The organism is uncultured Litoreibacter sp., from assembly GCF_947501785.1.
Taxonomy (GTDB): domain Bacteria; phylum Pseudomonadota; class Alphaproteobacteria; order Rhodobacterales; family Rhodobacteraceae; genus Litoreibacter.
On sequence record NZ_CANMXB010000001.1, the window covers coordinates 2,715,981 to 2,735,084 of the forward strand.

At 58.6% G+C, this 19,104-nt stretch carries 21 protein-coding genes; 9 read left to right on the top strand and 12 right to left on the bottom strand.

The genetic code is table 11. The annotated features are described in order from the left end of the window. Positions 1–13 precede the first annotated feature (13 nt). The 6 genes from Q0899_RS13495 to hemJ form a co-directional block, all read right to left on the bottom strand. Positions 14–799 (bottom strand): AAA family ATPase, encoded by a 786-nt coding sequence (locus Q0899_RS13495; protein WP_298294791.1) that lies wholly within the window; start codon positions 797–799, stop codon positions 14–16. A gap of 4 nt (positions 800–803) precedes the next feature. Continuing rightward, on the bottom strand, positions 804–1,436 hold the full coding sequence (gene rsmG / locus Q0899_RS13500) for a 16S rRNA (guanine(527)-N(7))-methyltransferase RsmG (protein WP_299193401.1): 633 nt from the start codon (positions 1,434–1,436) through the stop codon (positions 804–806). Further along, positions 1,436–3,301: a tRNA uridine-5-carboxymethylaminomethyl(34) synthesis enzyme MnmG gene (gene mnmG / locus Q0899_RS13505; protein WP_299193403.1), complete on the bottom strand. Its 1,866-nt coding sequence runs from the start codon at positions 3,299–3,301 to the stop codon at positions 1,436–1,438. Before mnmG ends, rsmG begins: the two co-directional genes overlap by 1 nt. An 11-nt stretch (positions 3,302–3,312) precedes the next feature. Then, positions 3,313–4,596, bottom strand: coding sequence for a tRNA uridine-5-carboxymethylaminomethyl(34) synthesis GTPase MnmE (gene mnmE / locus Q0899_RS13510; RefSeq protein WP_299193405.1), 1,284 nt, complete (start codon positions 4,594–4,596; stop codon positions 3,313–3,315). Between the two features lie 45 nt (positions 4,597–4,641). Continuing rightward, on the bottom strand, positions 4,642–5,922 hold the full coding sequence (gene rho / locus Q0899_RS13515; protein WP_298295942.1) for a transcription termination factor Rho: 1,281 nt from the start codon (positions 5,920–5,922) through the stop codon (positions 4,642–4,644). Between the two features lie 160 nt (positions 5,923–6,082). Further along, positions 6,083–6,532: a protoporphyrinogen oxidase HemJ gene (gene hemJ / locus Q0899_RS13520; RefSeq protein ID WP_298294799.1), complete on the bottom strand. Its 450-nt coding sequence runs from the start codon at positions 6,530–6,532 to the stop codon at positions 6,083–6,085. Between the two features lie 384 nt (positions 6,533–6,916). On the opposite strand from hemJ, the gene Q0899_RS13525 reads away from it, so the two are divergent. The 4 genes from Q0899_RS13525 to dnaQ are packed head-to-tail and all read left to right on the top strand — an operon-like array spanning position 6,917 to position 9,663. After that, entirely contained in the window at positions 6,917–7,516 is a 600-nt protein-coding gene (locus Q0899_RS13525) for a Maf family protein (protein ID WP_298361034.1), read from the top strand. Then, positions 7,513–8,346 carry a shikimate dehydrogenase gene (locus Q0899_RS13530; protein ID WP_299193438.1) on the top strand — a complete coding sequence of 278 codons (834 nt, stop codon included), beginning with the start codon at positions 7,513–7,515 and terminating at the stop codon, positions 8,344–8,346. The genes Q0899_RS13525 and Q0899_RS13530 overlap by 4 nt, the downstream gene beginning before the upstream one ends. After that, positions 8,343–8,942, top strand: a complete 600-nt coding sequence (gene coaE, locus Q0899_RS13535; RefSeq protein WP_299193440.1) for a dephospho-CoA kinase — start codon at positions 8,343–8,345, stop codon at positions 8,940–8,942. The genes Q0899_RS13530 and coaE overlap by 4 nt, the downstream gene beginning before the upstream one ends. Continuing rightward, positions 8,935–9,663: a DNA polymerase III subunit epsilon gene (gene dnaQ, locus Q0899_RS13540; protein WP_298361040.1), complete on the top strand. Its 729-nt coding sequence runs from the start codon at positions 8,935–8,937 to the stop codon at positions 9,661–9,663. Before coaE ends, dnaQ begins: the two co-directional genes overlap by 8 nt. A 132-nt stretch (positions 9,664–9,795) precedes the next feature. Here dnaQ and secB read toward each other — a convergent pair whose 3' ends face one another. Together secB and Q0899_RS13550 are read right to left on the bottom strand one after the other, a co-directional pair. Continuing rightward, positions 9,796–10,296, bottom strand: a complete 501-nt coding sequence (secB, locus tag Q0899_RS13545) for a protein-export chaperone SecB (protein ID WP_298361042.1) — start codon at positions 10,294–10,296, stop codon at positions 9,796–9,798. Positions 10,297–10,359: 63 nt separating this feature from the next. Beyond that, positions 10,360–10,842, bottom strand: coding sequence for an FxsA family protein (locus Q0899_RS13550; protein ID WP_298361044.1), 483 nt, complete (start codon positions 10,840–10,842; stop codon positions 10,360–10,362). A 112-nt stretch (positions 10,843–10,954) separates the two neighbouring features. Between Q0899_RS13550 and Q0899_RS13555 the strand changes: the two genes are divergently transcribed. From Q0899_RS13555 to Q0899_RS13570, 4 genes are read left to right on the top strand one after another with little or no spacing between them, the layout of a single operon-like run. Beyond that, positions 10,955–11,623, top strand: a complete 669-nt coding sequence (locus tag Q0899_RS13555) for a Tim44/TimA family putative adaptor protein (RefSeq protein WP_298294814.1) — start codon at positions 10,955–10,957, stop codon at positions 11,621–11,623. Between the two features lie 51 nt (positions 11,624–11,674). Further along, positions 11,675–12,661, top strand: a complete 987-nt coding sequence (locus Q0899_RS13560) for a murein transglycosylase A (protein WP_298295944.1) — start codon at positions 11,675–11,677, stop codon at positions 12,659–12,661. Between the two features lie 3 nt (positions 12,662–12,664). Then, on the top strand, positions 12,665–13,231 hold the full coding sequence (locus Q0899_RS13565; protein ID WP_299193444.1) for a Smr/MutS family protein: 567 nt from the start codon (positions 12,665–12,667) through the stop codon (positions 13,229–13,231). Between the two features lie 23 nt (positions 13,232–13,254). After that, positions 13,255–13,542, top strand: coding sequence for a hypothetical protein (locus tag Q0899_RS13570; protein ID WP_299193446.1), 288 nt, complete (start codon positions 13,255–13,257; stop codon positions 13,540–13,542). Positions 13,543–14,142: 600 nt separating this feature from the next. On the opposite strand, the gene Q0899_RS13575 is transcribed toward Q0899_RS13570, so the two are convergent. Then, the gene (locus tag Q0899_RS13575) at positions 14,143–15,381 is read right to left on the bottom strand and encodes a nitrate/nitrite transporter (protein ID WP_299193448.1); all 1,239 of its coding nucleotides are present in this window, start codon (positions 15,379–15,381) and stop codon (positions 14,143–14,145) included. A 42-nt stretch (positions 15,382–15,423) separates the two neighbouring features. Further along, on the bottom strand, positions 15,424–16,731 hold the full coding sequence (hslU, locus tag Q0899_RS13580) for an ATP-dependent protease ATPase subunit HslU (protein ID WP_298294821.1): 1,308 nt from the start codon (positions 16,729–16,731) through the stop codon (positions 15,424–15,426). A gap of 166 nt (positions 16,732–16,897) precedes the next feature. Between hslU and Q0899_RS13585 the strand changes: the two genes are divergently transcribed. Next, on the top strand, positions 16,898–17,275 hold the full coding sequence (locus Q0899_RS13585) for a DM13 domain-containing protein (RefSeq protein ID WP_299193451.1): 378 nt from the start codon (positions 16,898–16,900) through the stop codon (positions 17,273–17,275). 1 nt (position 17,276) lies between these two features. On the opposite strand, the gene Q0899_RS13590 is transcribed toward Q0899_RS13585, so the two are convergent. Together Q0899_RS13590 and hslV are read right to left on the bottom strand one after the other, a co-directional pair. Further along, positions 17,277–18,371, bottom strand: a complete 1,095-nt coding sequence (locus tag Q0899_RS13590) for a hypothetical protein (protein ID WP_299193453.1) — start codon at positions 18,369–18,371, stop codon at positions 17,277–17,279. Beyond that, positions 18,364–18,921 (bottom strand): ATP-dependent protease subunit HslV, encoded by a 558-nt coding sequence (hslV, locus tag Q0899_RS13595; protein ID WP_299193455.1) that lies wholly within the window; start codon positions 18,919–18,921, stop codon positions 18,364–18,366. Before hslV ends, Q0899_RS13590 begins: the two co-directional genes overlap by 8 nt. Between the last annotated feature and the right edge of the window lie 183 nt (positions 18,922–19,104).

A 19,104-nucleotide genomic window follows, 5' to 3' on the forward strand; every position in this document is an offset into this window, starting at 1 on the left:
AACCAGGCCTCCTTTAACCATGTTGCCGCTCGACAATCTCACGCGCCAGCGCTTTGTAGGCGACGGCGCCACGCGATGTCGGATCATAGTTGATCACCGGCATCCCGTATGACGGGGCCTCGCTCAGCCGGACGTTTCTGGGAATCATTGTTTTGAAAACAAGGGCTTGCAAGTTTTCACGCGCATCCATTTCAACTTGATGGCACAGGTTGTTTCGCCGATCGAACATCGTCAGCACAATCCCCTCCAACCGCAGATTTGGATTGGCGGTCTCGCGAATTTCGCGCACAGACAACATCAACTGTGACAACCCTTCCAGCGCGAAGAACTCCGCCTGCAAAGGCACCAGCACGGAATCCGAGGCCACCATTGCATTCAATGTCAGCAAGTTCAGCGATGGGGGGCAGTCAATCAGAATGTAATCGAACCCCATATTCTGCACCTGAGTGCTGCGCAACGCGTCTTTGAGCAGGAACACCCGCCGGGCCGTCGACACCAACTCAAGATCAGCAGAGCTAAGGTCGGTCGTCGCTGGCGAAATCCAAAGATTCGGCACATTGGCCGGTATCGAGACCTTTTCCAGGTTCGCGTCATTCAGGATCAGGTCATAGGTGGATAACCTGCGATCCTTTTGGTCAATGCCCAGACCCGTCGACGCGTTTCCTTGCGGATCAAGGTCGATCAGCAGCACCTTCAACCCGCTTGCCGCAAGCGCCGCACCAAGATTGATGGTCGTTGTTGTCTTTCCCACGCCGCCCTTTTGGTTGGCGACAGAAATAATCCGCGGGTTCTTGATCATGAAATCAGCGTGGCCTCAGGTTGGAAATGTCCAAAACAACCGCATCCGCACTCGTTTCGCTTTGTCTCTTTTGAAGGTCAAAGGACCACGTGGCAAGCGCTTCGTCAATCTCAGCCTGCGCATTTGTACCCTTAAGAAGAAGGGCTTTTCCATCAGCGGCCAAGTGGCGATGGGCATATGCCAGCAGTTGAGGCCCGGCCGCCAAGGCGCGCGACGTCAAAACATCGGCGCCAAGCGGGTCAACCGCCTCGATACGTTTTGCGGAAACAGTGGTTTTCAATCCCAGCTGAGCCGACGTTGTCTGCAGAAAAGCGCATTTTCGTATATCGGATTCAATCATCGTGACATGAAGGGCGGGATGAGTTTCCTGTGCGATGATGCCAATAATCAGACCAGGGAAGCCACCACCGGTGCCGATATCAACCAAGTTCCGCGCACCATCCGGGATGAATGGAACCAATTGTGCCGAGTCGAGAATGTGCCGTTCCCACAAATCGGGCAAGGTTGCTGGAGACACCAAGTTTATCTTGGCGTTCCACTTCACCAGAAGGTCCGCAAAACGCTCCAACTTCTCCAATGTTTCACGTGAAACATCTATAAGCTGCGAAACGCGCCGAAGCGCCGTCTCCCTCTCCATCAGGCGGATTTCCGGTCAATTTTGCGCAGATGCACCAAAATCAAGGTCAGAGCAGCCGGTGTTATCCCGTCGATGCGCGCTGCTTGCGCCAAGGTTTCAGGCCGATGCTGTTTCAGCTTCGACTTAAGTTCATTCGACAGGCTATCGACGCTCTCAAAGTCAAAATCCACCGGAATGACGTGATTTTCGTCCTTTTTCAGAGATTTTGCATCGCGTGTCTGCCGGTCGAGATAGTTCCGGTACAGCGCATCACGTTCAACCTGCTGCGCAATTTCGGGTTTTGCCGACGCAAGTTCCGGCCAAATTGGGTGCAACGTGTCGACTGACACATCCGGGAAGGACAAAAGATCAATGCCGTTGCGCCGTTTGCCGTCGCTCTTAATCTTAATCCCGACAGCACCCGCCTCCTGCGGAGTGACGGTGCGGCCCTCCAGCGCTGTGCGCAAAGATGTAAGCTGCTCACGCTTCTTTGCAAAAGCCGCGGCGCGCTTGGGTCCGACCAATCCAAGCTCTACGCCGGTCTCCGTCAACCGTTGGTCAGCGTTATCGGCCCGAAGAGTTAGCCGGAATTCAGCACGGGAGGTGAACATGCGATACGGCTCCGCTACGCCGCGCGTGACGAGATCGTCAATCATCACGCCAATATAGGCATCCGACCGGCTGAACGCGTGATGGCCCAAGCCCTGCACCGCCCGCGCCGCATTCAAACCAGCCAACAGCCCTTGCGCGCCGGCTTCTTCATATCCAGTGGTTCCGTTGATCTGACCAGCCAGATAGAGGCCCTGAACGTCCTTTAATTCAAGGCTATGGCGCAATGCGCGCGGATCGACGTAGTCATATTCAATGGCGTATCCAGGTTGCAGGATCTTCACATCTTCAAGGCCCGTGATCGATCTAACGTAGGCCTCCTGCACATCAACGGGCAGGGAGGTCGAAATGCCATTTGGATAAATCGTCGGGTCATCCAGCCCTTCAGGCTCCAGGAAGACCTGATGCGAGTCCTTGTCAGCAAACCGCACCACCTTATCCTCGATCGAGGGGCAATAGCGCGGACCGACGCCGTCGATATGTCCGCCATACATGGCGGAACGTTCAAGGTTGTCGCGGATGATATCGTGCGTTTTGGCGTTGGTATGCGTGATCCCACAGGAAATTTGCCGCGCGGTAGGGGCATCAGACATGAAAGAGAACAGCGTCGGATCATCGTCACCGGGCTGCATATCAAGGCCGTCCCAGTTGATAGTGCGCCCATCGAGGCGAGGGGGCGTGCCCGTTTTTAGACGCCCAAGCGGCAGGCCGAAGCTGTCGATCCGTTCCGCCAGCGTGACCGAGGGGTCGTCGCCAATGCGACCGCCTGGCCGGGAAACGTCGCCGATATGAATGACCCCGCGCAGAAAAGTCCCGGTTGTCAAAACAACGGCGCCTGCGCGGACCTCACTTCCATCGGCCAAAATGACGCCGGACACCTTGTTTTTATCGAGGATAAGGTCGGAAACCTCCGCCTCGACCACCTCCAGACCGGCTTGGGCATGGATCGCCGATTGGATCGCAGCGCGATAAAGCGCGCGGTCGGCCTGAGTGCGAGGACCCTGCACAGCGGGACCTTTTGACCGGTTCAACAGGCGAAACTGGATACCAGACTTATCTGCAGCAACCCCCATCAACCCGTCGAGCGCGTCGATTTCGCGGACCAAATGGCCTTTGCCCAAGCCACCAATGGCCGGGTTGCACGACATAACGCCGATGGTTTCGGCCTTATGAGTGATCAAAGCAGTCTTGGCACCAGCGCGCGCAGATGCGGCGGCGGCCTCCGTCCCTGCGTGGCCACCTCCGATAACGATCACATCAAAGTCTGGATGTTTCACGTGAAACACTCCTACTTGCCTAGACAGAAGCTCGCGAAAATCTCATCGAGCAGGGTTTCGACATCGATACGCCCGACCATGGATTCAAGGGCGCGGATGGCGATTCTCAGCTCTTCCGCAGCCAGCTCCGATCTTTCCATGCCGCGCTCTAACTCATCCAGCGCGTTCTGCAAAGAGGCGACACCCGTTTCCAGCGCTTCACGATGCCGCGCCCTGATCGCCAAAGACGCCCCGGTGGCCCGCGTTTCAAGGCGTTTGGTGACGTCAGCGACCAGCTTGGTCACGCCTTCGCCAGTCAGGCCTGAGACACCTTCACCGCCGCTGATATCGGATTTCCCGCGAATAACGAGATCGTCCCTCTCAAGGGTCACGGACGAGGGCGCCTTGCCATTATCCGTCAGAACAACCCGCAGGTCGGCCTTCTCAGCCCTGTCCAGTGCGCGTTGAATACCAAGCGCTTCGACCTCGTCCTCGGTATCCCGCAGACCAGCGGTATCAAGGAAGGTCACGGGCAGCCCGTTCAGGTCCATGCGGACCTCGATCACATCGCGGGTGGTGCCAGCAATAGATGAGGTAATCGCGGCGTCCCGGCCAGCAAGCGCATTCAGCAGGGTGGACTTGCCGATATTCGGCTCCCCCAGGATCGCGACCTCAAACCCGTCGCGGATGCGTTCGGCGGCATGGGAGCCTTGAGCCTCTGCAATCAGCTGCGCCTGAACAGAGGCCGCAAGCTCTTTCACCTCAGGCGTCACGTCGACGGGGATGTCTTCGTCTGCGAAATCAATCGTGGCTTCCAGCAACGCGGCGGCGCGGATCAGGTCGCGGCGCCAAGCCTCGGCACGATCCCCCAAGGCACCGTCGAACACGCGGATGGCCTGACGGCGCTGAGCTTCGGTTTCGGCGTCGATCAGATCAGCGAGGCCTTCGACCTGCGCCAGATCAAGGCGGCCATTCTCCAACGCGCGGCGGGTGAACTCTCCGGGCTCAGCGAGCTGGACCCCATCAATGGCGCTCAGCGCGGCCAGCAGAGCGGAGACGATGGCGGGGCTGCCATGGGTCTGGAATTCGGCCACATCTTCGCCAGTGAAGCTGTGGCCAGCTTCAAAAAACAGCACCAAGGCCTCGTCGATCAGCACACCATCTGCAGAGTGCAACCGACGCAAAGACGGGGCACGCCCAGAGGGCGCGATACCGGCCAATGACACGACGCAATCCCGCGCCAACGGGCCGGAGACGCGGATGACCGCGACACCCGCCTTACCGCCAGCGGAAGCGAGGGAATAAATCGTGCTCATCCTGATTAACCTATTGTTTTAGAACAATAAATCAGGCCTGAAGGCCTACGCATTCATGGAATCGAAGAATTCCTGATTGGTCTTTGTCTGCTTCATCTTGCCCATCAGGAATTCGATGGCGTCGGTGGTGCCCATCGGGTTCAGGATGCGGCGCAGAACGAAGGTTTTTTGCAGATCGTTCTTGTCGACCAACAGCTCCTCTTTCCGGGTGCCGGATTTGAGGATGTCCATCGCCGGGAAGACGCGTTTGTCGGCGACTTTGCGGTCCAGAACAATCTCGGAGTTACCGGTGCCTTTGAATTCCTCGAAGATCACCTCGTCCATGCGCGAGCCGGTGTCGATCAGGGCCGTGGCGATAATGGTGAGGGAACCGCCTTCCTCGATGTTGCGTGCGGCGCCAAAGAAGCGCTTGGGGCGCTGAAGCGCGTTCGCGTCGACGCCACCGGTCAGAACCTTACCAGACGATGGCACCACGGTGTTAAATGCGCGGCCCAGGCGGGTGATGGAATCCAACAGGATCACCACGTCGCGCTTATGTTCGACCAAGCGCTTCGCCTTCTCGATCACCATCTCGGACACGCCGACGTGGCGGGTGGCGGGTTCGTCAAAGGTGGAGGACACAACTTCGCCTTTTACGGAGCGCTGCATGTCGGTGACTTCCTCGGGACGTTCGTCGATCAGAAGCACGATCAGGTAGCATTCGGGGTGGTTGCGTTCGATGGACGCCGCGATGTTTTGCAGCAGAACGGTTTTACCGGTGCGCGGCGGGGCCACGATCAGGGAGCGCTGGCCTTTGCCAATGGGAGCAACCAGGTCGATGATCCGCGCGGAGCGGTCTTTGATGGTGGGATCTTCGATCTCCATATTCATCCGCTCGTCAGGGTAAAGCGGCGTCAGGTTGTCGAAGCTCACTTTGTGGCGGGCCTTCTCAGGCTCCTCAAAGTTGATCGTGGTGACCTTGTTGATCGCGAAATAATTCTGACCCTCTTTCGGGGCATCCATCACGCCATGCACCGTGTCGCCCGTGCGCAGCGAGTGCTGGCGGATCATATCGGGGGAGACGTAGATATCGTCGGGGCCGGAAAGGTAATTTGCTTCTGGGGAGCGCAGGAAGCCGAAGCCGTCTTGCAGGACCTCAAGCACACCGTCACCGGAGATTTCCCAGCCATCATCCGCCCGCTCCTTGAGGATCGAGAACATGATGTCGCCTTTGCGCATCGTCGACGCGTTTTCAATTTCCAGCTCTTCGGCCATGGAAACGAGGTCAGCGGGTTTTTGAACCTTGAGATCGGAGAGGCTGAGTTTGCCGGTCTCTTCGTCGGTCATTTGGTCTTCATCGGACATGTTTATTCACCTGTCAAAGCCCCGAGCGAAAACCGCCCAGGCGCTGTCATTCAAAAATTTCGTTCGGAAACCAGCCACGCCGGACGGCGCGCTGTTTGCGTTTGGTTTGGATGTAAGGACGGTAACCGCGCGAGTCAAACTTTTAGAAAGGGCGCACTACCACCGAAATCACGATGATGACCATCAAAACCGTGGGTACCTCGTTCATCATCCTGAATTGCCGGCCGGTAAGCTGGCTGTTGCCCGCCACAAAATCCTTGCGCCGCTTTCCAAGCCAGTGATGAAACCACGTCATAGCCAAAACACAAATCGCTTTGATCCAGGGCCAAAGCTCGGACCAGTCGATGATGCCGAGCGCGACCATGTAAAGACCTGCGGCCCATGTCACAATCATCGCCGGGTTCATAATCACCCGCAGCAGCTTCATCTCCATCATCTGAAACAGCGCGTCGGTGTCGCCACCTGCTTTGACTTTCTCAGTATGATGCACGAACAATCGGGGCAGATAGAAGATCCCTGCCATCCAGGAGATCACGGCCATGATGTGTAATGCTTTCACCCAAGGGTAGAGGGAGAACAGGAATTCACTCATGGGGCCTCGCTTTCAGTTATCCCTTCTTAAATTAATAAAGAAGAAAGAAAATATGATGTTGATAGTAGGGACTGTGGATAACGGGGATCAAATAGTGATCCACAGAGGTATGGCCTGTGAGTAGTCCTACGGAGTTCTATCCATAGATTTATTTTTAATTATGTATTTCAATAGGTTAACACATAGTTCGGTCTGTGCGTAACCTGTGGGACAAATCATCGCAGGACGATTCCCCCACATGGCGAAAATCGATTCCACCACAGCGCATAACCGGGCGAACGGATTCTGCGCAGTGTGGGTAAAGGCGTGTCGATACAATTTTGCGGTGGATAAACCGCGCTGAACGCAGCAACTATCCCTGAGGTTGCCCTCAGAGTTATGCACATGTCCAAGCCCATCATCCTCGCCTCCGGCTCCGACATCCGCCGCCAGTTGCTGGCGAATGCGGGCGTTCGCTTCGACGTGCAAACCGCCCGCGTGGACGAAGACACCATCACCGCCAGCCTGTTGGCCGAACAAGCCAAGCCGCGCGACATTGCCGACGCCTTGGCGGAATTCAAGGCTTTGAAAGTTGCCGCCAAAAACCCCGGTGCCTTTGTGATCGGTTGCGATCAGGTTCTTGAGCTTAAGGGCAGCTTGCTTAACAAACCCCTAACGCTCGAGGACGCGATAGCCCAACTGCAATCCCTGCGCGGGACCCAGCATTCGCTGTTCTCGGCGGCGGTCATCTTTGAAGACGGCAAACCTGTCTGGCGCGCGGTGAAAGAGGCCAAGCTGATCATGCGAAATTTCTCGGACAGCTACCTGCAGGACTACGTTACCCGCAACTGGGACGAGATCAGGTATTGCGTCGGCGGCTACCAGCTGGAGGCCGAGGGTGCGCGGCTGTTCGCCCAAGTGACAGGCGATTATTTCACCGTCTTGGGAATTCCGCTATTGGATGTGCTGAACTTCCTGTCCCTGAAAGGCGCGATAGACGGATGAGTATCCCCTCCATTCCCCTCGCAGGCGTCATCGGCCACCCGATCGCGCATTCCAAATCCCCGCGGCTGCATGGCCATTGGTTGAAACGGTACGGCATCCCCGGGCATTACATCCCCATGGAAGTGGCCAGCAACGATCTGGCCCATGTGCTGAACATCCTGCCCAAGGCGGGGTTTCGCGGGGTGAACGTGACGATCCCCCATAAGGAGGCGGTGCTGGATATTGCCGACGTAATCTCTGACCGCGCGGCGCTGATCGGGGCGGCCAACACGCTGACGTTTCAGAGCGACGGCAAGCTGCATGCGGACAACACTGACGGGATCGGCTTCATTGCCAACCTGAAACATAACGCGCCCGATTGGGACCCGGCCGCAGGTCCGGCCATGGTGTTGGGCGCGGGCGGTGCGTCCCGCGCCATTGTCGCGGCGCTGCTGCATGAACGGGTGCCTGCCATCCTGCTGGCCAACCGCACCCGCGCGCGGGCCGACGCGCTGAAGGCACATTTCGGCGGCAAGATCGAGGTGATCGACTGGAACAACGTCCCCCAACGCATGGAGGAGGCCGCGACGCTGATCAACACTACCTCGCTGGGGATGGCGGGCAAGGAAGAGCTGAAGTTACCGCTCGACGGGTTGCGGGCGTCAACGCTAGTGACCGACATTGTTTACACCCCGCTGACGACCAACCTGCTGGCTACGGCCCATGAAAGAGGCTGCCCGATCGTGGATGGGTTAGGCATGTTGCTGCATCAGGCGGTGCCGGGGTTTGAACGCTGGTTCGGCATGACGCCGGATGTGGATGAAGACTTAAGGCAGGTGATGCTCAGGTGATCAAGGGACCAATTCTTATCGGGCTGACCGGCTCCATCGGCATGGGCAAATCCACGACCGCCAAGATGTTCGCAGATCATGGCTTTCCGGTCTGGGATGCGGACGCGGCTGTCGGGCGGCTCTATTCCAAAGGCGGGGCGGCGGTGCACCCGTTGGGTGCGTTGGTACCTACCGCCATGGTCGACGGCGCGATCAGCAAGCCCGCGCTGAAAGACGCAATTGCGTCCTCCCCCAATTTGTTGCTGGAAATCGAAGGCATCGTGCACCCTTTGGTCAAACAGGACCGCCGCGATTTCGCCGCGGCACATCAAGACGCGGAAATGATCGTTTTCGACGTACCCCTTCTGTTTGAAACCGGCGCGCATAAGAAGGTGGACCATGTGGTTGTCGTTTCCACCACGCCCGAGAACCAGCGCGCCCGCGTGCTGGCGCGCGGCACCATGGACGAGCCGACCTTCAACATGATCATGCGCAAGCAAACGCCGGATGCCGAGAAACGGGCGCAAGCCGACACCGTCATCGACACCGAAACGCTGGACGGCGTGGCGGCGCAGGTGCAAGCTTTGGTCGAGCAGCTGAGGGCAGACCATGCGTGAGATTGTACTCGACACTGAGACCACGGGATTTGAACCGGCCGAGGGAGACCGCATTGTCGAGATTGGCGCGGTCGAGCTGCAGGGCCACATGCCCACGGGCCGAGTTTATCACCAATACATCAACCCCCGCCGCGACATGCCCGCAGGCGCATTTGAAATTCACGGCATCGGCCCCGATCTGCTGGTTCCGCCGCAGCCCGCCGGGCCGGGGCAGGTCAACCTGAAAGACAAGCCGGTCTTTGAAGACATCGCGCAAGCGTTTCTGGATTTTGTAGGAGACGCCAAGCTGGTCATTCACAACGCCGCGTTTGACATGAAATTCCTCAACGCCGAGCTGGGCTGGTGCAACAAGCCGCTACTGCCAAACGACCAAGCCTTGGACACGCTGGCAATCGCGCGCAAAAACTTCCCCGGCTCGCCCGCGTCTTTGGACGCGCTGTGCCGCCGGTTTGGCATCGACAACTCCGCCCGCGACAAACACGGCGCGCTGTTGGACAGCGAAATTCTGGCCGAGGTGTATCTGGAGTTGATCGGCGGACGGCAACCTGATTTTGGTCTGGCGTCATCGGGTGAGCAAAGCGTGGAAGCCGGCGGCGACAGTTGGCGGCCGCAACCAAGGCCCGCGCCATTGGGATCAAAGATCACCGATGCGGAACGCGCCGCGCATGCGGAGTTTCTTGGCCAACTGGGTGATGCGCCAATGTGGAAGAATTTCAACTAGCACAGGTTTTTCGCCACGCTACGCGTGTCGATCCGCGGGGCTCTGCCCCGCACCCCGGCATATTTTTACCAAGATGAAACCAAAAAGCCGCACCGGATATGGCGCGGCTTTTTACTGTGATGGATCTAGTGCCTAGGCAGTGCCGGCCGGAGCCGTATTTTCGGCGGCCGCACGGCGGGCAAGCTCATTGCGGTAGAGCGCCAGGAAGTCGATGTTTTCCAGGTTAAGCGGCGGGAAGCCACCATCGCGGGTCACATCAGAAACGATGCGGCGGATGAACGGGAACAACATGCGCGGGCATTCGATCAGCAGGAACGGGTGCAATTGATCATCCGGCACGTTCTCTACAAGGAAGACACCCGTATATTCCAGCTCCATCAGGAAGATCGGCTTGCCGCCTTCCTTGGTCTTTGCGCTCACTTCCAGCTTGACCGTGATGTCGTACTGATTGTCCTGCGCCCGCTTTTTAGCGTCGAGATTGACCTGAACCTGAATGTCAGGCGTGTTGTCGCCTTCGCCGAGGCCCTTTTGGGCGGCGATGTTTTCAAAGCTCATATCCTTGATGAACTGAGCCACCACCTGCATCTTTGGTGGGGTTGGCTGCGCGGCGGCGGCGCCGTTTTCTTCGGCCATTACGGGTCTCTCCTAAAGCGTCAAAATTCGTCCAGCCCCGCATAGCAGGTCAGGGGGTGGGCCTCAATGGCGAGTCCAACCTGACGGCGGACCCTTCGGGGCGTGGGTTGGCCCGTCATCCAGATCAACAAAATCCCCGTCGATCACATCGCCGCCAGGGCTGTGCTGCGGGGGCGGACCTGCGTTCACAAAGCTTTGAACCTTGACGCGCGAGCGGATGGCATGGAACAGCGCCAGCCGGATCGGCGGCACCAGCAGCGCAAAGCCAACGGCATCGGTGAAAAAGCCGGGTGTCAGCAGCAGCAGGCCGGAGGCGAGGATCATCGCGCCATGGGCCAGGCTTTCCGTTGGGTCACGCAGATCGTTAAGGTTGCTCTTTATGTTGGACATCGCCTGCAACCCCTGCGCGCGCACCAGCCATGTCCCCATGATTGCGGTCAAAACGACGATCCCCAATGTGGGCCACAGCCCCAACCATCCGCCGACCTGAATGAACAGCGCGATCTCGATGATCGGGATGGTGACAAAGAGCAGAAACAGCCACATGGCCGCGAACCTCCGGTTATCGTTGTACTCAGGTGGACTTGTGCCCCCCTTGCACCTACATAAGGACACAACAGACGAAATTCCATTCCGCACCCCCCCTACAGAGGTATTAATGAGCGGCAATATGATCGAACTCCTTGTTTTGGCCGGTATCGCGGTCTTCCTTATCCTGCGACTTAAGAATGTGCTTGGCACGCGAGAAGGCTTTGAGAAGCCGCCATTGCCGATGCCCGGTCAAAAAGACACCGCCTCGCAAGCGCGCGCCGGGTTTGAAGTCATCGACGGCGGCCCCGACCGTGACATTACCGACCACGTGCCGGAAGACAGCTCTGCCGCGGACGCGCTTGGCAAGATGAAAGCGGCCGAGCCGTCTTTCAACGTCGGCGATTTCCTTGGTGGCGCCAAAGGCGCGTATGAAATGATCCTGATGGCGTTTGAAAATGGCGACATCGACGATATCGCGCCGTTCCTGTCCAAGGACGTGTTCGACACCTTCCAGGAGGTGATCGACCTGCGCGAAAAAGAGGGGCTGTCGGTTGACGCCAACTTCGTGGGCGTGCGCGAAATGTCCCTGCTGGACGCCGATTTCAACGAAGACACCAAAGAGGGCGAGCTGAAGATCCGCTTCGTGGGTGAGCTGACATCGGTGGTGCGCGACAGCGCTGGCGACATTGTCGAGGGTAACCTCAACGAGGTGAAGCGCCAGAAAGACATCTGGACGTTCGAGCGGATCATGGGCTCCGACAACCCCAACTGGCAGCTTGTCGCCACAGGCGAATAGGCGCGGATGAGGGGGCTCAGATGGGCAGCGGCTTTCGCCATCGGGGCGCTTATGTCTGACCCCGCCCCCGCAGCGCCCACTTACGAAATATTGACCTTCGACCAGCTGGATGGCTGGGCGGAGGATGACCACCAGGCAGCGCTTGACGTGTTCCTTGAAACCTGCGCCGACATTGACGACCCCGAGTGGGGCTCGCTTTGCGCGCTTGCCACCAGCCAGCCCAACGCCCGCACCTTTTTCGAACTGTTCTTCCGCCCCGTGGTCATCAATGGCGAGCAGCCCGCGCTGTTCACCGGCTATTACGAGCCGGAGCTGAAAGGCTCCCGCTTTCGGGGTGGGCAGTACCAATACCCGCTCTACCGCAAGCCGCCCGAAATCCGGCCCGGAACCTCGTGGTTCACCCGCGAGGAGATCGAGGATCAGGGCCTTCTGAACGGGCGCGGCCTTGAGATTGTCTATATCAACGACCCGGTTGATGTGTTCTTCCTGCAGGTGCAGGGATCCGGCCGTGTCGCGTTGGAGGAAGGCGGGGCCATCCGCGTGGGCTACGGCGGCAAGAATGGGCGCAATTACAGCTCGATCGGGAAGGAGCTGGTCAGACGTGGCGTCTACGACGCGCATCAGGTTTCTGCCCAGCGCATCAAACAATGGGTGCGCAACAACCCCATCGAGGGCCGACAGCTGCTGCAACACAACGACAGCTTCGTGTTTTTCCGGGAGGTCTCGGAAGTGCCCGCCGACAAAGGGCCGCTCGGTGCAATGAACAGGTCCATCACGCCGATGCGGTCCATTGCGGTGGACCCAGCGTTCACCAAACTTGGCGCGCCGGTCTGGATTGAAAAGGCAGGGCGCGACCCGCTGAAACGTTTGATGATCGCACAAGACACCGGCTCTGCCATCAAGGGGGCGCAGCGGGCCGATATCTATTATGGCACCGGGGCGCAGGCTGGTGCGGCCGCGGGCACCATCAAGGACAAAGGCCGTCTTGTGGTGCTGATGCCGATCCAGACCGCTTACGTCTTGGCGCCGGGTGGCTAACCCATGTCGCGCCGCAAACCCCGGGGGCTGAACCCCGACGAAAAAGAGCTCTGGTCCCGCGTGACCGAGACCGCCGTCCCCATCCGCACCTCCCAGACGCTGTTCGTTGACAAGCCCGTCACAGTACCGGCGCCAAAAACCGTTCCGACGAAACTGCAGAAATTCCAGATCGGTCAGAAAGCGAAGCCCACGCAAACCGCAGTGCCCGCGCCGCAAACGCCGGTTGCGATGGACAAGAAGGCATTTGGCAAAATGAAGCGCGGCAAGATCAGCCCGGACGCGACAATCGACCTGCACGGCATGACGCAGGAACAGGCGCACCCCGCCTTGGTCTCCACCATCCTGAACGCGCATGCGGCTGGCAAACGTTTGGTTTTGGTGGTCACGGGGAAGGGGAAGGTGCGCGACGACGGAGGCCCCATCCCCGTGCGCACTGGCATCCTAAAGCACGCGGTCCCCCAGTGGCTGCGTCAGGCCCCGCTGAATGCGGTGATCTTGCAGACCAACCAAGCCAGCCAAAACCACGGCGGGTCAGGGGCGCTGTATGTGTATTTGCGGCGGAAGCGATAAGTCATGTTAGCAGGAGGCGCAGTTTGGACGCCCTAAAGGACTACATTCTTTCTTACGACGAAGATGTCTTCGATGATTTCGGGCCTGATGAGACAGGAGTAATCGAGGGTGTCGTCACACATTTCTATTTGCCGAACCTCGCGGATGCTCTTCATCAGATCGATAAGTTGATTGAGAGCGAAAATACTGCAGCGCTAAAGCGAGCTTTCGCGGCCAATACACAGATTGACCTTTCCTTTGGGCTACCACTTCTGGAAGCGGCTAAGCTGCATTCGAAATACATGGCAATCAAACTAAACAGCCAGAATTGAACGGGATTTTGCAGACCAACCAAGCCAACCAAAACTACGGCGGGAGTGGTGCGTTGTATGTGTATTTGAGGCGGAGGCGGTGAGACAAACTTAAGCCGAGCCAGCTTCGGCTTGATTCCGAGCCAATCAGCGCATTGAAGCTACAATTAAACTTGCTGTAATTGCCTTCCAGTTTGTTGGTATTGAGTTACTATGTTTCTCATACGCTTTTCAAAATCGATCAACCGAGCGCTGATACGATCCTTTGATCAAAGCCGCCTAAGCTATATATTTTTTGTATTTCCAGTTTATCAATTGACGGCTTTAGTCGGTATTGCTGCAATTTTTTTAGCTTTTGAGGCGACTGAATCAGCTTCAATATTCTTGCTCATTGGACTGATATTAGCGGTCTTCGTAGGTATTCCACTCCTACTTAGCTGGCATCTTTCATGTCTTCTAGTTGCGTTTGGGTACTTTGACTTCCTTGCGGGAATAGGGCTTCCCTTCACGAAGTGGCCAGCAAAACAACTTGAGGATAGCGTGAAGTTCTTCAGGAAAACGGAATAGACTGCTGTATTCAGCCAACTCACAAGAAATTTACAATCCGTCCCCTGCGTCTCGTCAAATCCTAACCAACCCGCGTTCCGCCTTCCAAATCCCCACAAACGTCATCCCCGCCGCAATCAAAAAATACAAAGACACCCACGCCATCTGGTCGGAATAGTTCATCCCTGCGTCAATCACCCAACCCGTCAGCCCCGGCCCGATGGCGGACCCCAGCACCATCACGGCGGTGGCCATGGCTTTGATGGACCCAAGGTTGCGCGTGCCGAAATACTCGGCCCAGAAGGCGGAGGGCGCGGTGGCGTTCATGCCGCTGGAAACGCCGAACAGGACCACTCCGATAACAGCCCCCAGCATCGTCGCGGTGGCGGAGAAGATGAAGAACCCGACCGCCACGGGGATCAGCAGGACCGGCAACACGCGGCCCGCGCCGAAGCGGTCGATGGCGAAGCCTGCGATAACAGAAATGATGGTGGAGGTCACCGTGTAGACGGGGAACAGGCTAACCATTTGCAGATGCGTCCAGCCTTTGACCTCGGCCAGATGCACCTGGTGGAAGAAGAACGCGGTGCCGAATGTGGACGGGCCTATGAGCAACGGGACCAGCAGCCAGAACAGCCAATGGCGCAGCACCTCGTTTCGGGTCCAGTGTTTGCCGCCTAGGCCGACTGCTTGGTTTTCTTCCGCCACGGCTTGCGGCGTGCGTTCGGCTTTCAGCAGCATCAGCATGATCGGCAGCAGCGCCAAAGCCGCCATGGCAGAGATGCCCCACGACCAGCGCCAGCCGATGAACCCCAGCGCGGAGACGAAGATAAGCGGCAGCAGCGCCTCCCCAACCAGATAGCCGAAAGACGCAATCGCCAAGGCGCGGCCCCGCGCCGCGACGTACCAGCGCGCCATAGACACCGCCGCCAGATGCGACAGCATGCCCTGACCCATCAACCGCAACGCAAATACGGCCAATGGCAGCAGCCAGACCGAGTTGTTGATGGACATGAATGCACAGGCCGCGACCATGCCGCCCAACACAATGCCGCCTAGACGGCGCACGCGGAAGCGGTCGGTCAACGCGCCCGCCCAGACCATCACGGCGGCGGAGGCCAGCGTGCCCACCATATAGATCGCGCCCCAACGCCCGTGGGTCAGGTCAAACTCCGCCATGATCTCGCCTGCGAAGATCGAGATGAAGAAGGTTTGACCAAAACAGGATGCGAAGGTCAGCAGGAAGCCCGCTGACAGGAATTTGAGGTTGTCGCGGATGAACTGAAGCGTGCCCATCCATCCGCTATAGCTCACCCATCCAGGGCCCGATAGCGCCGTTTTTCCGCGTGGGAGCTTCTACAAAACGTAGCGGCTGACGTCAGCTGATCGGCTAAGCTCGCCCAGATTGGTTTCGACAAACTTGGCGTCGACCACAATCTCTTCCCCCGCGCGGTCGGGGGCTGTGAAGGACAGTTCCTCGAAGACACGCTCGATCACAGTGTAGAGCCTGCGCGCCCCGATGTTTTCCACGGATTGGTTGACCTCCGCCGCGATCTTGGCAAGCGCCTTGATCCCGTCGGGGGTGAAGGAGACCACGACCTCCTCCGTCTTCATCAGGGCGGTGTATTGCAGCGTCAGCGCGTTGTCTGTCTCCGTCAGGATGCGCACAAAATCGTCCTCCGTCAGCGCTCTGAGTTCCACCCGGATTGGCAGGCGGCCCTGTAGTTCCGGCAGCAGGTCGGACGGCTTGGCGATATGAAACGCGCCGGAGGCGATGAACAGCACGTGGTCGGTTTTGACAGGGCCGTGTTTCGTGGACACCGTCGTTCCCTCGATCAGAGGCAGCAGATCGCGCTGCACCCCCTCACGCGAGACATCGCCGCCCTTGGCATCGGTGCGGGCGCAGACCTTGTCGATCTCATCGAGGAACACGATCCCGTTTTGCTCAACGGCCTCAATTGCGGCAAGCTTCACCTTTTCGTCGTCCAGCAGCTTGTCTGCCTCATCGGCGATCAGCAGGCCGTAGCTTTCTTTGACAGTGGTCTTCACCTTCTTGGTGCGGCCACCCATTTTACCAAAAATCTCGCCCAGGTTCATCATCCCGCCGCCGCCCATATTGGGCTGGCCGGGGATTTCCATTGCGCCGAAGGGGTTGGAGGTGTCGGCCAATTCCAGCTCGATCTCTTTGTCGTCCAGCAGGCCGTCGCGCAGCTTCTTGCGGAACATGTCGCGCGTTTGTTCACGGGCGCCTTCGCCGGCGAGGGCTTCGATCACGCGGGTCTCTGCAGCCTCGTGCGCCGTCGATTTCACGTCCTCGCGCATGTGTTCGCGGGTCATCACGATGGCGGCGTCCACCAGATCGCGGATGATCTGTTCCACGTCGCGGCCGACATATCCGACCTCGGTGAATTTGGTGGCCTCGACCTTCAGGAACGGCGCGCGGGCGAGTTTGGCCAGACGGCGGGAAATTTCGGTTTTGCCGACGCCCGTGGGCCCGATCATCAGGATGTTCTTGGGGTAGACCTCATCGCGCAGGTCATCGCCCAGCTGTTTGCGCCGCCACCGGTTGCGGAGCGCCACGGCAACGGCGCGTTTGGCGTCTTTCTGGCCGATGATGAAACGGTCCAATTCAGAGACGATTTCGCGCGGGGTCAGGTCTGTCACAGATCAGGTCTTTCGTTAACTCAAGTTGACCTAGACTTATGGGTTGGCGGGGGAAACACAAGCCTTGCGCTCACCGGCTATGACGTTTCCGTGTAAGGGGCTATGCGGGGCGGTTGAAAATGCTCAATACTCCCCCCAATTGACGCGAGAGCTAAGGAGATTCCGCATGACCACCCGCCGCACCGTACTTCAGGGCTTTGCAGCCCTTTCCGCATTGGCCGCTGCGCCAGCCGCTTTCGCCGGTGGCCATGGTCGCCTGGGCAAATTCAAAGGCGCAAGCAACCACATCACCACAGGCACGGCCGAGATTGCCGACGGCAAAGTGAACCTGCTGGGTGACTTTACCTTCGATGGCGCGCCTGATCCGAAGATTGCGCTGGGCAAGGACGGGTATGATCCCAAGACGCTGATGGGCCTTTTGAAGTCCAACAAGGGTGCATCCAGCTACACCATTCCTGCCGGCGTCAACCCCGACGACTACAACGAGGTTTGGGTCTGGTGCGAAAAGTTCAACGTGCCTTTGGGCGTCGCCAAACTGAACTAAGCTATTCGGAGACCGCCAGCCCCGCCGCGTAGGGTGGCAGGCGGTCTTTGCCCGGAAAGTCAGGCAGCGCGCCCATAATCGCGGCGCGCGCCTGCGTCCAGAACGCGCCGAGCGCGGTGACAAACACCCCAAGAACCAAAGTTGTTATGACAGGTGCCCAATCGGTGCCGGTGTCCCCGATGGCCTGCGCAATCAGGAGCCCCATGTAGATCAGCCCAGCGGTCAGGAAGCTGCGGCGGTCGATGATGACGGCGAGTAGGGTGAAGAGGGTCAGAACGATGATTGCGATGACTGTGCCTATGCCGCCCATCGTATAGTTGGACATCACCAACGTATTGACGAGCGCTGGGGCGGCGAGGATGTGGAGCCAGAATGCGGTTGACGCGTAGCGGCTGACACGGTGCGGGTCCTTGGTATCGAAGTAGAGTGCGGCGATGAAGGCGAGCGTGCCGAAGATCAGCGTTCCGACAGCCATGAATGGGCTATTCTGCAGGTCAAAGTACCGCGTGATCCCAAGCCAATCGAGCAGCGTATTGGTTGACCTATAGGTCACGGGCTGTGGGGGCTCAAAGATATTGACGACGCCCGTGATGGCCATCAGGCCGAAGACGCCAAAGACGAACATGGCGAATGGAAGCCGAAACACCCGGTAGTAAAGGGCTATTGCAAACATCCCGGCCACCCCCATGTAGAGCGCACCGTTGTCGCTTTCGGGAATAACCACACCAACAAGGACCATGAGGCCCCGACCGAACGCGATGCAAAGCGCAATCGACGGAAGCGTCATGCGACGTTGCTTTGTGAAATACAGCGCAAGACCCACAGCAAGCGCCATCATCACCACAGGGAGCAACGCCACGTCGCCGAATAACGCGGTTAGCCCTACAAAGCCTGCCATGAGCAGAGCGAGGCCAACTGTGACGAAGATTTCCGCGAAGCCTTTGAACAGCTCAAACGGCTCATCATCGCCAACCATGTTGGCGCGGTAGCCCATGCGTTGGTCGGACAGGGTTTGAAGCGATACCGCCTGCGCTTCGTCAATCACGCCGGAGGCGACGGCCGCGCGCAGATCGTCGCGGGTGACACCTTCAGCCATCGATGGTTTCCACCGTCAGGTTGCCGTTGGTGTAGACGCAAATATCGGCTGCAATGGCCATGGCGTCGCGGGCCACAGTTTCTGCGTCCTTGTCGGAAGACATGAGCGCACGCGCGGCGGCGAGGGCGAAATTCCCGCCAGAGCCGATGGCGGCGACGTCATGTTCAGGCTCCAGCACGTCGCCCGCGCCAGTGATCACGAACAGGTCCTTGCCGTCAGTGACGATGAGCATCGCCTCAAGGTTCTTGAGGTATTTGTCCATGCGCCAGTCTTTGGCAAGTTCGACCGCGGCGCGGGCCAGTTGGCCGGGTGTGGCCTCGAGCTTGGCCTCAAGCCGTTCGAGAAGGGTGAAAGCGTCCGCCGTGGATCCTGCAAAGCCCGCGACCACATCCATCCCTCCGGGTGACAGGCGGCGGACCTTCTTGGCGGTGCCTTTGATGACGGTTTGGCCGAGGCTGACCTGACCGTCGCCCGCAATAACCACTTTGCCGCCTTTGCGCACACCGATGATGGTGGTGCCGTGCCAGCCGGGGAATTCTTCTTTGGCCATTACCGCTCTCCTTCTTGCCTTAGCGTTATATAGGCACGGTTTGGGGGAGGCGCAAAGTGATCTAAAGGAGCGGCTGCGCCGCGCATGATATTTTGCGCTGTCGCGCAGACTTGGGGCTTTGCCCCAAACCCCAGCATATTTCTGCCAAGATGAAACGAAAAAGCCCCGCCGGTTTGAAGGGCG

What these genes read in the sequence shown, in the direction of transcription:
- Q0899_RS13495 (WP_298294791.1), bottom strand. Translation starts at nt 799, where the DNA reads ATGATCAAGAACCCGCGGATTATTTCTGTCGCCAACCAAAAGGGCGGC.
- rsmG (WP_299193401.1), bottom strand. Translation starts at nt 1,436, where the DNA reads ATGGAGAGGGAGACGGCGCTTCGGCGCGTTTCGCAGCTTATAGATGTT.
- mnmE (WP_299193405.1), bottom strand. Translation starts at nt 4,596, where the DNA reads ATGAGCACGATTTATTCCCTCGCTTCCGCTGGCGGTAAGGCGGGTGTC.
- rho (WP_298295942.1), bottom strand. Translation starts at nt 5,922, where the DNA reads ATGACCGACGAAGAGACCGGCAAACTCAGCCTCTCCGATCTCAAGGTT.
- hemJ (WP_298294799.1), bottom strand. Translation starts at nt 6,532, where the DNA reads ATGAGTGAATTCCTGTTCTCCCTCTACCCTTGGGTGAAAGCATTACAC.
- Q0899_RS13525 (WP_298361034.1), top strand. Translation starts at nt 6,917, where the DNA reads ATGTCCAAGCCCATCATCCTCGCCTCCGGCTCCGACATCCGCCGCCAG.
- Q0899_RS13530 (WP_299193438.1), top strand. Translation starts at nt 7,513, where the DNA reads ATGAGTATCCCCTCCATTCCCCTCGCAGGCGTCATCGGCCACCCGATC.
- dnaQ (WP_298361040.1), top strand. Translation starts at nt 8,935, where the DNA reads ATGCGTGAGATTGTACTCGACACTGAGACCACGGGATTTGAACCGGCC.
- secB (WP_298361042.1), bottom strand. Translation starts at nt 10,296, where the DNA reads ATGGCCGAAGAAAACGGCGCCGCCGCCGCGCAGCCAACCCCACCAAAG.
- Q0899_RS13550 (WP_298361044.1), bottom strand. Translation starts at nt 10,842, where the DNA reads ATGTGGCTGTTTCTGCTCTTTGTCACCATCCCGATCATCGAGATCGCG.
- Q0899_RS13555 (WP_298294814.1), top strand. Translation starts at nt 10,955, where the DNA reads ATGAGCGGCAATATGATCGAACTCCTTGTTTTGGCCGGTATCGCGGTC.
- Q0899_RS13560 (WP_298295944.1), top strand. Translation starts at nt 11,675, where the DNA reads ATGTCTGACCCCGCCCCCGCAGCGCCCACTTACGAAATATTGACCTTC.
- Q0899_RS13565 (WP_299193444.1), top strand. Translation starts at nt 12,665, where the DNA reads ATGTCGCGCCGCAAACCCCGGGGGCTGAACCCCGACGAAAAAGAGCTC.
- Q0899_RS13585 (WP_299193451.1), top strand. Translation starts at nt 16,898, where the DNA reads ATGACCACCCGCCGCACCGTACTTCAGGGCTTTGCAGCCCTTTCCGCA.
- Q0899_RS13590 (WP_299193453.1), bottom strand. Translation starts at nt 18,371, where the DNA reads ATGGCTGAAGGTGTCACCCGCGACGATCTGCGCGCGGCCGTCGCCTCC.
- hslV (WP_299193455.1), bottom strand. Translation starts at nt 18,921, where the DNA reads ATGGCCAAAGAAGAATTCCCCGGCTGGCACGGCACCACCATCATCGGT.